This window comes from Pedobacter sp. GW456-11-11-14-TSB4 (assembly GCF_059424425.1).
Genome location: NZ_JBWKZK010000002.1, coordinates 90,628 through 102,931, shown reverse-complemented (window position 1 = coordinate 102,931; position 12,304 = coordinate 90,628). Strand labels below are relative to the sequence as shown.

General features: G+C 35.1%; 11 protein-coding genes. 2 read left to right on the top strand and 9 right to left on the bottom strand.

The window, feature by feature from the left end; all coding sequences use genetic code 11:
* The first annotated feature begins 11 nt into the window (after positions 1 to 11).
* On the top strand, positions 12 to 1,208 hold the full coding sequence (locus tag AC07XU_RS07860; RefSeq protein WP_494943091.1) for a cation:proton antiporter: 1,197 nt from the start codon (positions 12 to 14) through the stop codon (positions 1,206 to 1,208).
* 37 nt (positions 1,209 to 1,245) lie between these two features.
* Here the strand turns inward: AC07XU_RS07860 and AC07XU_RS07855 are convergent, their stop codons facing one another.
* The 4 genes from AC07XU_RS07855 to holA form a co-directional block, all read right to left on the bottom strand.
* Complete coding sequence (locus AC07XU_RS07855) at positions 1,246 to 1,650, bottom strand: EVE domain-containing protein (RefSeq protein WP_494943090.1); 405 nt, start codon at positions 1,648 to 1,650, stop codon at positions 1,246 to 1,248.
* Positions 1,651 to 1,788: 138 nt separating this feature from the next.
* The gene (locus AC07XU_RS07850) at positions 1,789 to 4,356 is read right to left on the bottom strand and encodes a zinc-dependent metalloprotease (RefSeq protein ID WP_494943089.1); all 2,568 of its coding nucleotides are present in this window, start codon (positions 4,354 to 4,356) and stop codon (positions 1,789 to 1,791) included.
* A gap of 111 nt (positions 4,357 to 4,467) precedes the next feature.
* The gene (locus AC07XU_RS07845) at positions 4,468 to 4,827 is read right to left on the bottom strand and encodes a VOC family protein (protein ID WP_494943088.1); all 360 of its coding nucleotides are present in this window, start codon (positions 4,825 to 4,827) and stop codon (positions 4,468 to 4,470) included.
* A gap of 130 nt (positions 4,828 to 4,957) precedes the next feature.
* A complete protein-coding gene (gene holA / locus AC07XU_RS07840; RefSeq protein WP_494943087.1) occupies positions 4,958 to 5,983 on the bottom strand; it encodes a DNA polymerase III subunit delta in 1,026 nt (341 codons plus the stop codon).
* Between the two features lie 357 nt (positions 5,984 to 6,340).
* Here holA and AC07XU_RS07835 point away from each other — a divergent pair, with 357 nt between their 5' ends.
* Positions 6,341 to 6,847: a type I restriction enzyme HsdR N-terminal domain-containing protein gene (locus tag AC07XU_RS07835; protein ID WP_494943086.1), complete on the top strand. Its 507-nt coding sequence runs from the start codon at positions 6,341 to 6,343 to the stop codon at positions 6,845 to 6,847.
* Positions 6,848 to 6,973: 126 nt separating this feature from the next.
* Here AC07XU_RS07835 and AC07XU_RS07830 read toward each other — a convergent pair whose 3' ends face one another.
* From AC07XU_RS07830 to AC07XU_RS07810, 5 genes are all read right to left on the bottom strand, one after another.
* Entirely contained in the window at positions 6,974 to 8,161 is a 1,188-nt protein-coding gene (locus AC07XU_RS07830; protein ID WP_494943085.1) for a Gfo/Idh/MocA family protein, read from the bottom strand.
* A complete protein-coding gene (locus AC07XU_RS07825; protein ID WP_494943084.1) occupies positions 8,161 to 9,534 on the bottom strand; it encodes a 3-keto-disaccharide hydrolase in 1,374 nt (457 codons plus the stop codon). Before AC07XU_RS07825 ends, AC07XU_RS07830 begins: the two co-directional genes overlap by 1 nt.
* 108 nt (positions 9,535 to 9,642) lie before the next feature.
* Positions 9,643 to 10,998, bottom strand: a complete 1,356-nt coding sequence (locus AC07XU_RS07820) for a Gfo/Idh/MocA family protein (protein WP_494943083.1) — start codon at positions 10,996 to 10,998, stop codon at positions 9,643 to 9,645.
* 138 nt (positions 10,999 to 11,136) lie between these two features.
* Positions 11,137 to 11,673, bottom strand: a complete 537-nt coding sequence (locus tag AC07XU_RS07815; RefSeq protein WP_494943082.1) for a hypothetical protein — start codon at positions 11,671 to 11,673, stop codon at positions 11,137 to 11,139.
* A 6-nt stretch (positions 11,674 to 11,679) separates the two neighbouring features.
* Positions 11,680 to 12,303 (bottom strand): hypothetical protein, encoded by a 624-nt coding sequence (locus AC07XU_RS07810; RefSeq protein ID WP_494943081.1) that lies wholly within the window; start codon positions 12,301 to 12,303, stop codon positions 11,680 to 11,682.
* Position 12,304 lies beyond the last annotated feature (1 nt).

Sequence of the window (12,304 nt, the reverse complement as noted above, 5' to 3'; positions counted from 1 at the left end):
ATTATAAGCCAATGACAACTTACACAACCTTAATTATTTTAAGTGGATTGGTAATTTTCTCTTACCTTTTTGATCTGGTAGCTAGCAAAACTAAACTTCCATCGGTATTGCTTTTACTTTTTTCGGGTATTGGATTACGTTTATTGGTTGATAATTTTAATATACAAACCTTTAATTTTTTAACCATTTTACCAACGCTTGGTACAGTTGGTTTAATTTTAATTGTTTTTGAGGGAGCGCTTGAGTTAAAGTACGATAAAAATAAAAACAAGGTAATTAAAGGTGCTTTTTTGGCCGCATTGATCATGTTGCTATCCACTGTATCTGTTATTACTTTTATTATTCATCAAATTACCAATCAAGAGTTGTATGTCTGTTTTGTAAATGCGATACCATTTAGTGTAGTAAGCTCGGCAATTGCCATTCCATCTGTTGCTGGTTTGGCTAAAAAAACTCGAGAATTTATCATTTACGAGAGCTCTTTTTCTGATATTTTAGGGATTATTCTATTTAACTTTGCGGTTTCAAACCCTCATATTTCGATAAGTTCTTTTATGAGTTTAGGTTTTAGCACGGCACTTATTTTATTGGTATCTGTAATTGCCTGTGTAGTTTTACTTTATATAATGGGTAAAATTTCGCACCACATCAAATTCTTCTTAATTATATCGATACTTATTTTGGTTTATGCGATTGGGCAATCTTACCATTTATCATCGCTAATTTTAATTCTATCTTTTGGCTTGTTTTTAAATAATGCCGACACGATTAAGTATGCCTGGTTTAAAACAATATTTCTATATCAGAATTTATCAAAAGATTTGGTTCAACTACATCAATTATCAGCAGAGAGCGCTTTTATCATTCGTACATTTTTCTTTGTGATATTTGGTTTCACTATCAACATTTACGAACTCGATAACCAAGGTATCGTTATTAACGGCTTATTTATTTTATTGAGCATTTACATCATCAGATTTTCTTACTTACTAATTTTTAAGAAAGAACATGTATTACCAGAGGGATTTGTAACTCCAAGAGGCTTAATTAGTATACTTTTATTTTACAACTTACCAGCAAGCTTAAGGATACCTGAAATAAGCACTGCTTTTTTGTTTGTTGTAGTTTTGGGCTCTAGCTTGGTAATGAGTATAGGTTTATTAACCAGCAAAAAAGGTAAATCTACCGACGAGGTTATTGAAGTTTAAGATTTATTGAGTCGTTATAAAAAGGCAATTAGTATAACTAACTGCCCATTTCTAATATTTTATCGAATTCTGTAGCTTTTAAAGGCATTACAGATAATCGACCTTGCCTAACCAAAGAAATATCTTTTAAGCTTTCTTCTGCCTTAATTTGCTCTAAAGTAACTGGTTTATCTAATGATTGTACAGGAACTAAATCTACAACTACCCAATTTTTATCATCAGTTGTTGGATCTTGGTAAGCTTCTTTAACCACTTTTGCGATACCAACTACGTTTTTACCTTCGTTGCTATGGTACCACAAAACTAGGTCTCCTTCTTGCATGTCTCTTAAATTATTACGAGCCTGATAATTTCGTACTCCATCCCAAAAGGTTTTTCCTTCTTCGTTAAATTTTTCCCAACTGTATTTGAAAGGTTCACTTTTTACTAACCAATGTTTCATGCTATTGTATTTGTTTTCTAAATTACGATTTTAGATTAATTTTTGATTTACAATTTAAAGCTTTAAAAAATTATTGCTTGAAATAAAAAAAATCGCCTCAAAATTAATTGAGGCGATTACATGAATATTAAATAATTCCTATTTTTTATCTAAAGCATTTTCAATACGATCAGATAAATCTGCCAAGTGATATTTGCTTAGCGAATCTGATTGCGTATTCGAAGCAGACTTAATGCTTGTATTTAAATCACGAAGTTGACCTTTCACAACAGACATTACATCACTTTGTGAAGCACTTAACCCAGTTGGCATTGCACCACCGCCTCTACCAACTGTTATAATCTGGCTAGCTGCAGATGCTACAGGAGGATTAATGATTGTAATTAATCTATCTACATAAGATTTTTGCAAATTGCGACGATATACATCAATTGCACTGGTAGATTTTAATTCAGTAAAAATTGAATTATTTAGATCTGTAAACAAATCAGTTATTTTGTAGGCACTTGCACCATCAGTAGCTTCTGCAGCCACTAATTTACTCATGGTATTATTGCTTAACAAACGACTAAGCGTAGAACCTTGTAATCTAGAAACAACTTCAAGTGGGTTTTGATCGATGTTGTCTAAAATTGGCTGATTTACTAACCACTTAGGTGTTGTGAAAAGCTGTCTATTTAAAAAATCCATTGCTGCTTTCTGAGTAGCAGCTGGTGTGCGCTCGTAAATTAACCCAGCTTGATCAACAGTTTTTGGATTTTCGTAAATACCGCCAACGTTTTTAGCTACATGCCCCATGTAACGACCAAATTGCGTTGTCAATTGACCATACATTGTTGATAAATTCTCATACCCTTCGCCTGTTTCTTTAGTCCACTCTGGTAAGTTTGTTAAAATAACTTTAAGGTTTTTAATACCATAATCACTGGCAACCATTGCATTATCACTCAAATCTTCATTTTGAGAATGCGGATCATCAGAATTTGTTTCTGTACCAAACCATAAGCGTCTGTTTTTGGCAGATTCGGTTGTCATTTTATCTAATATTTTCATATCAGAAGCAACAGTTTTGCTATCTGGAAAATATCTGTAGCCCCATTCAATAGCCCATTTATCGTAATCGCCAATACGCGGGTATAATCCTGACTTGCCGATATTATCTTCTGGTTGAGCAACATAATTGAAACGAGCATAATCCATAATTGATGGAGTGTGACCATGTTCTTCAACCCATTTTTTGTTACGTAAATTTTCTACTGGCACAGTAGAACTTGAACCATAGTTGTGGCGTAAACCTAACGTGTGCCCAACTTCGTGTGAGGAAACAAAACGGATCAAATCGCCCATTAACTCATCACTAAATGTCATTTTACGTGCTCTAGGATCAACAGCAGCGGTTTGTATCATGTACCAATCATGCACTAGTTTTTGCACATTGTGAAACCAGTTGATGTGACTTTCCATAATTTCACCAGAGCGAGGATCTGAAATACTCGGACCACTAGCATTTGCAATTTCTGAAGGTTTGTAAACAATTGCCGAGTGGCGAGCATCATCTAAACTCCAAGTAGAATCTTGTTCTTTAGTTGGTGCAATTTTACCCATTACTGCATTTTTAAAACCAGCTTTTTCGAAAGCTTTTGCCCAATCATCAACACCCGCTTTTAAATATGGTACCCATTTTTTAGGTGTTGCCGGATCAATATAAAAAATAATAGGTTTTTTTGGTTCAACTAATTCACCTCTTTTATATTTAGCCATATCTTCTGGCTTAGGCTCTAAACGCCATCTTTTAACCAATTCAATTTCTTTAACACCTTGTGGGTTTAAATCAAAATCTGTGTAGCCAACAGCAAAATAACCAACTCTGCTGTCAAAGTATCTTGCTTTCATTGGTACTTTTGGTAAAATAACCAAAGATGAATTTAACTCGATAGTTGCTGCTCCACTAGCTGCACCACCGCCACCACCAGCTGGGGCACCACCACCAAAAGGAGAAGCTGCTGCAGTTTGACTGTAAGTTTTAACTACATTAATCTCAACATTTGTAGGGAAACTACGCACACCTAAAATATAGCTACGATCTGCTTGTTGAACGCCTAACCTAAATCTTGTTTTTGCTGCAGGAGAACTAAAATATAAAATTTCGTTATCACTGTTTAAATAAGCAGTCACATCAATAACACTTGCTTTTTTGTCTGGTGTATAAGCCGCAATGTTAAAAGAAGCCGCAATAGCTTGAATATTTGAGTTGTTTAGCGATTGGAACATGGCTGTTGTACTATCAGCGCCATAAGTTCTAAAACTCACTTTACGTAAAAAAATACGATCATTAGGTCCTTTTTCAAAACGGATTACAGAGCTACCAATTTGATCGCCTGCGTAACCTTGTGCAGCACGCACATCAGCTCCTGATTTTGATATTCTATTTACAACTAGAATATCTCTTCCTAATAAAGTATCCGCAATTTCGAAGAAATATTTATCCTCTAATTTATGGGTAGTAATCATTCCCATACGGGTAACCGCTTTATTGGTAATTACGGTCGCATAAGGTTTTGGCTGTGCGGTAACTCCAGATCCTAATGCGCTACCTGCTCTTCTGGTAGAATCAGAACCTGCTCCACCTGCTGTTGGTCTTACCTGAGCGTTTGCAACAGTTAAAACTCCAACCGCTAATAAAACAGTAAGTAAATTTTTTTTCATGTAATTTTCAGTTAGTTATTGTGAGGTAAATATAATACACAAAAGAGTGTTTAAACATTTAATTCACATAACTTTACAGTTACATAAGCACTATTTTTAGCACAAATATTACTAGGCTGAAAATTCTGGATTTTCGATTAAGCCAATTACATTTCCAAATGGATCGCGTATGCTGCCTACCCAAACGGCACCACCAACATTTTTGGGCAATTCTGAAATTTGTATGCCTTCAGCCTCAAATTTCTTAAAACGTGTATGGATGTCATCTACACCCCAATAAGTTATGGAAGAACTTCCCGGTGTGTAATCATTAGCATCAGGATCTAAACCTAACTCAAAACCTCCAATGTTGTAACCCACGTAAAAAGGCTCATCAAAATATGGTGTAACGCCAAATACATTTTTATACCATTCTTTCGCTCTGGTTAAATCATTTACATGATATACGATTGTTCTGAGGCCTTTTAGCATAATACTGTGGTTTAGATTGTTTAAAAATTTTAATGTTATGGATGTATAAATTACTGTCTTGCTACTTAATTTTCTTATCTTGATACTTGATACTCATATCTTGATACTCGATACTCATATCTCGATACTTTTAGTGTAGCATCTTAAAAACCATCTCTTTCATCAACTCACCGTCGGTGGTATTTCCAGTACTATCTAATCCTTTGCTCTTTAAATCATATGCTCTCAATAAACTTATGATATCAAAAGTTTTGGCATCGCTAAAGGTTCGTGCAGCTATTTCGTAATCTTTTATAAAATACCGACTAACACCTAGTTCTTTGGCTGCCTCATTTTTATTAAGCAGGTAATGATATTTTAAAATTTTGGTAAAATAGCCACTTAAATTTGCCATTACCATCACCATTGGGTTTGCCTTAGGGTTGTCGGCAAAATAATTTATAATTTGGTTACACTTTAAAATATTTCTAGTAGCTAAAGCTTTTTGTAATTCGAAAACGTTGTATTCTTTACTAATTCCAATATTTTTTTGAATATGCTCTGTAGTAATTGTTGTGTCTTTACTAATATTTAAACAAAGCTTTTCAACTTCATTGGCAATTTTAGAGAGGTCTGTCCCTAAATACTCAGCCATTAAAGCAGCTGCCTGTGGAGCAATTTTGTATCCTTTTTCTTTAATGTGCTCTTCAATCCAAGGCATTAATTTGTAATCGCGAACTGGGTCTGATTGAAAAATTACGCCATTTTTAGCGATTGCCTTATATATTTTTTTACGCTTATCGAAATTTGCGTACTTGTACGCCAATACCAAAATTGTGCTTGGCAAAGGTTTTTCGAAATAATTTAATACAAATTCAGCTTCTTTGCTGGTGCCTTCGGTTTCTTTTGCCCACTTTAAATCTTGTGCTTCTTTAACAATAATCACCTGATATTCAGACATCATTGGATAACGCTTTGCGGCATTTAAAATAGTTGCCATATCAGCATCCTTACCGTATAAAACAGTTTGGTTAAACCCACGTTCGCCGTCATTTAAAATATAATGTTCTATATAATCAACCACCTGATCAATATAATACGGCTCTTCTCCCTGCAATAAATACAGCGGTTTAAACTTTCTGGCTTTTAAATCTTTAATAATATCTACAGCGCTCATTAAGCGTAAAATTACAATTTTATTTAGATATGAGCATTGAGTTGTGTGATATGGTTTTTTAGAAAAACAATGTTATTGCTTTTGGCAATTGCAGTCCCGACATCGCCTATAGCCACTCCGCCGTGGCGGATGTGGGCTATTTGGTTCTGTCGGGTTTAAAATTAAAGTTTGTGCAAATAAAGCCCACCCAAAAGCTACAGCAGCAATTTAATAGCCCCGACATAAGCGAAAATACTTTTAACCAAGTCCCGCCTGCGGCTGGGATTTAGGGGTTAAAAGATTGCAGCATTGGCGGGACTGAACTTTACCAAAGAACTACTGGTTTTGTGCTCCAAAAATTAGTGATAAAAACTATCTTTGAGAACTCAATCGCAAACCGCTACACTCAATACGCAATACGTAACCATGTTTAATCCCACTCCTCTTAATTTACCAAACCACCCTTTTAAAATTACCCAAAAGGATAGTTTGTATTTTATTTTTGATGAAATCAGGAAAAAACATTTGGTTTTAACGCCCGAAGAATGGGTTAGACAACATTTTATTAGATTTTTGCTCAAAGAAAAAAACTTCCCATCTGCATTGCTACAAATTGAAGGTGGGTTAAGTTTAAACCAAACCAGAAAACGCAGCGATATTTTGGTTTACAATAATGCTGGAGAAAAAATTATGGTAATTGAGTGCAAAGCACCATCTGTTGCAATTACCCAAGCTACATTTGACCAAGCTGCGAGATATAATTCTGTTTATAAAGCCCGCTGGTTAGCAGTTACCAATGGCTTAAACCATTATTACGCAAAAATAAACCATAACAATGGCCAATTTTTATTTGTAGAAGAGTTACCTAATTATAAAGAATTGTAAATAAGTCCGAAAGTTTTTAGTCCGAAAGTCCGTAAGCTACAGCTAAAGTCTGTCATGTTTAGGTTGTCGAAACGCCTTTTTTATTTTTTAGAAGTCATGCGCCGACGCCAACTCTCCAAATCCAACCTAAAAATATTCCTGCTTCCACAACTGTTTATTACCAGAATATATTGCTTCATTACACATGGCTACGCAAATAGAAGCTTGTGTGCCTGTTTTAATATTAGACGCTGTTGGTTTGCCTTCAGTTATAGCTTTATAAAAATCTTCGAGCGCATAAAAGGTACCGTCTTTTGTAGGTTCATCTAAAATAGGGATGCCTCCATCTTTATCAATTACCAATTTTGTTGCTCCAGTTACACCATCAACTATACCTAATTCTTTTGCTCTTTCTTTTTCTGGATAAAAAACACCCGTATCTGGTAAAAGATTTACCGAACCCTTTGTTCCTTTTATTTTAAACAAATAACCATCGTGAGCGTTGCCACAAGTGGCGCCAAAATTACCAATCATGTCAGCTTTTTTGTAGCGCAAAATCGCTTGCACGTTGTCGTAAGTTTCTCTTCCGTCTTTATAAACGTCTATACCACCAGTTCCAATAATTTCGTCTGGTTGCGTTTCAAATGCCCAGTTGATAAAATCTATTTGATGTGAAAGAAGTTCAGCGGGCAAACCTCCCGAGTATTCTTTATACATCCGCCAGTTAATTTGTCGCTCTAATTTTGGATCTGAAACTGGTCTGCGCCAATTCCAATTTCTATCCCAACGACAATCAATCTGAGAGACTTTACCAATGTATCCACTTTGTATCATCTCTTTAACCTTAAAATATAAAGGAGAATAGCGGTACTGATAACCAACCTGAAAAACCTGCTTCGGATATTGTTGAACTAATTTTCTTAATGCCAATGCTTCTTCTACATTGTAAGTCATCGTTTTTTCAACATAAACTGCTTTACCAGCTAAAACTGCATCTTTTGCAATTTTAAAATGCTCGCTTAATGGCGTTGCAATAAAAACGGCTTCAATCTTTTTATCATCAAGAATTTGCTTATAATCTTTTAAAGCTATAGCATCTGAAGGCACATATTTTTTGGTTTCAGTTAACCTAAAATCTAAAACATCGCAATAAGCAACGGTTTTAAACTGAGCAGGCATCTTTTGTATTACAGATAAAACACCTTTTCCACGATCGCCACAGCCAATCATAGCAATATGAATTGGGGATAAAGCTACTTTTGCAAAAAGTTCATCAGCCAATAAAACTCCCGAACCTAATAAAGCTGATTTTTTAACAAACGAACGACGGTGCATTATAAGTTTTTGATTTTGATACTTCTAAAGCTAACCTTATTTCCGTGGTCTTGCAACAAAATATGACCTTTTGGTGCTTCGCCAAAGTTTTTCCAATCCTTGTACTTGCTTATAGCTACTAGCTTTTTAAACTCATCTGAGCCTCTAGTATACTCTAAAACTTTTACGCCATTTAAGTAATGTTCAACTCTATTATCAGGATAAACTACAACTCTACCTCTATTCCATGTTCCAATTGGACGAGGGCTTCCCAAAACCTTTTTCGCTGTCATTAAATCATATAATGAAGCCAGCGTTCTGTTCCCATCTCTTCCCAATTTAGCATCTGGATGTTTTTCATCATCTAATACTTGATATTCTAATCCGATAGCCGAACCTGTATTTTTTTCTGATAAGGTCACAAAATATTTAACACCACTGTTTGCACCTTCGCTTAACTTAAACTCAAATGACAAATCGAAAGCAGCAAATTGTTCTTTAGTTACAATATCTCCGCCATTTGTAGACTCACCTCCATCAGATGGCATTACATTTAACTGCCCGTTTTTTATATCCCAACCTTTTGCTGGAAAGGTATTTTTATAAGCACCAAGCCAACCATTGTTTGTTTTACCATCAAATAGTAATTTGTAACCATTTGCTTTTTCTTGAGCTGATAAACTATTTGGGGTTAAATTAACTACGTAAACTGATTTTGGAAATGCAGAAGGCTTTAAATTTTCTGTTTGAATGTTGATGTTTTTAAAGTAAACCTTTTTTCCTTCTAAGTAATTTTTATTACCTAAACCATGTACCTGTAAACCAATAAAACCAGTTTGATCTAAAGTATCAATTACGTAGGAAGCAGGTACTCCATTAACCCAAGTTTTCATTTCATTGCCAATACATTCAATTTTGTAATGGTTAAACTCTTCGGTTTTATAAGCCGACTTTGCTGCTGGATTTGTTTCTAAAGGATACAACCATAATCTTCTTGCTTCGTCATAAATACCGCCTGTCCATGATCTTGGTGTTGGGTCAATCTCCATCTGTCTGCCGAAAACCTTTCCCTTACCACTATTTCCTGTAGCATCATAATGACTTCTAGTTTGCACGCCTGAGTTGGTTTCTGTACCTTCTAGCTTTACATCCAATTCTAAGATAAAATCACCATATTCTTTTTCGGTAATTAAAAATGAATTTGGCGAACCCGCTTTCATTGTGCCTACAATCATACCGTTTTCTACAGCATATGGCGCTTGTCCGGCAACAATTTTCCAACCGTTTAAAGTTTTACCATCAAATAATGGCTTCGATTTTTGCGCATTAGCAAAGCTGATAAAACTGATAACCGAAAGAGTTAAAAAGCAAGTTTTTTTTAAGGAACTGAACATAATTTTATAAGGTTGATTTTATTTTTTAGTCATTGCGAGCAAAACGAAGAAATATTTCTTGCTTGATAGATTGCCTCGTCATTCTTCCTCGCAATGACGGCTCGTTATTTAATATTTAAAGATTTTTCCGCCGGCCATTACTTCTTGTTTTTGCTCATCAAAAGTGGCTTTAGCTCCAGTTCGAACCGCAGCATTTGTCATGATGTTGGCTATAGAGTGATAATAACCCGCTTCTACTGGTGCATTTGGCGTTTTTCTGCTTCTTACACATTCCATCCAATTGCGCATATGACCAGAGGTTAGCGCATCGCCACCCATGTTAGCATCGCTAGCTGTTTTAATAACCTTTGTAGATAGGTCAAAAGGCTCCAACAGATTAGGCTTCATGCCCATTGCTGTAGCTTCTCTTTCTTTCAATCCGCCTTTTGGCGAAACTTTATTGGTAATTAAATTTAGTTCACCGCCGTTTGAGTAGTAAACCTCGCCAACATCGCCTACGCTATTTTGCATTCTCGATGTAAAAGTTACTTGAAAACCATCACTAAAATCTGGTTTACCATAGTCGAAAACAGCAACCATAGTATCCCAATTTTGCCTGCCATCTTTCCAAGTATAAATTCCGCCATTGGCAGTTACGCTTCGCGGATGAGTTAATTTAGTAAACCAGTGTACGGTGTCAATTTGATGGCTCATCCACTGTCCGGGCATGCCCGATGAGTATGGCCAAAACAACCTGTATTCTAAATATTTTCTAGGGTCATAATTATCCGCCGGGCGATTAACTAAAAACCTTTTCCAATCTATGTCTTCTTCTTTTAGTTTGGCAACCAAATCTGGGCGGCGCCATCTGCCTGGCTGGTTTACATTCCAAACCAAATCAACTGCGGTGATAGCACCAAATTTACCATCTTGAATGTATTTGGCGGCTGTAGCATAATTTTCACCACTTCTACGTTGCGAGCCAATTTGAACAATCTTTTTACTTTCATTTACCGCTTTTAATGCAGCTTTTGCATCAGCCATTGTTTCGGCAAAAGGTTTTTCTATGTAGGCATCACAACCTGCTTTTACAGCTTCAATAGTATGCATGGCATGCTGAAAGTCTGCTGTACTCACAATTACAGCATCCAAATCTTTCATAGCGTAAAGCTCATCGTTGTTTCTACAAGATTTAATATCACTACCCATCTTTTCTTTAAGGTGAGCAACGCCTAAATCTCTACGGCAACTCCAGATATCAGAAAGGCCGACAATATCAAAATTAAGTTCTTTGTTATGATTTAGGAAACAAGGAAAAAGGGTGTCTTTAAAACGATCTGAAAAGCCAACAACACCTACTCTAACCCTATCATTAGCACCAATAATTCTGTTGTAGCTTTTGGCACTGCTTGTAAATGTACCTGCATAAGTTGCTGCAGCAAGCAAAGCAGATTGTTTGATAAATTTTCTTCTGGTATTATCCATTACAGAAACAATAAGTGATTTGAAAGATTTATAATTTGGTTAGGTTAAATCGATTAACCTCAATCCAATATTATGATTTTTAAATCAAAACTGCATATTCTGTATATATTATTTTTACGCAAACGTTTCTTTAGGCGATTAAAGCGCTTTAGTCTCTAAATTCCAAAATGTAAATCTCCCAAGCATATAAAAAGGACTTTTATTAGCTACATCAACTTTCACATCAGCTCTTTTACCCTGTTTAAATAACATTCCTTTTAACGTATATTTTTTATCGATTTCTAAACCTTTAATTTGGTCCGCCGAAAAAATACCGTTAATTTCTAGCCCAATGTTATTTAATAAAGAATGCTCTGGTCTTGAGGCATCTTTAAAACTCTTAAAAGTAACCAACTTTACAGCTTGCTCGCTAACTAGAGTATCTTTAATCTCCTTTAGTTGTAAAGGCATTTCTTTTAAAAAATCAGTTTCATTGCTCCATTTTATAGCCTGGCGCTTAAATTTATCGGTTGCTTCAGATTCACTTTCTTCAACTACCCAATCTGCATTTTCTGATAAATATTCGCTCAGCTTCTGTTCAATAAAAACTGCTGATTTTATTGGCTGATTAACTTTTTTCTCTCCAGAACAGGCTGCAAAAGCAACTACAACAAATAATAAAAATATTTTTCTCATAAATATCTAATTTAAACTAGCGGTTTCAATTTTAGAGGGAATAGGTTTTAACTCTTTTACCGCCATTGGATAAACACCTAAATTATAAATTGGGCCACCTTCTTTTTTGTAAAGGTTAACATCTTTGCGTTTACCTTGTCTATAAATCATGGCTTTTAAATAGTATTTGCCGCCTAGTGCTAAACCATAGGCTTGGTCTGGAAATTGAAATATTCCATTAACTCTAAGTTGTATATTATTTAGCAAACCATTTTTATCACGTAGTGGATCTGTATAAGTTTCGAAAGTTGCCATTTTAAAACTTTGATTACCCATAACCGTATCACGAATATTGGTAGCCTGCAAAGGAAAATCGACCAAAAAATCGGGGTTATTACTTACGCCTTTTATGTCTCTTTGAAATTTATCTAAGGCATTGGCAAATGTTAAACTATCATCACTATTTAAATCCTGATTTTCGTTTACATAATCAATTAAAAATTGCTCCGTAAATATTTTTGATTGGTAAGTGATTTTTGTTTCAGCTTTTTTTTCACCAGCACAAGCAACAAATAATGAAACCAATAAAATCATCAACAAAGTTGATTTTAAATCATTCTTTCTGATTGTTGTGCTGGTTACATTTGTCATA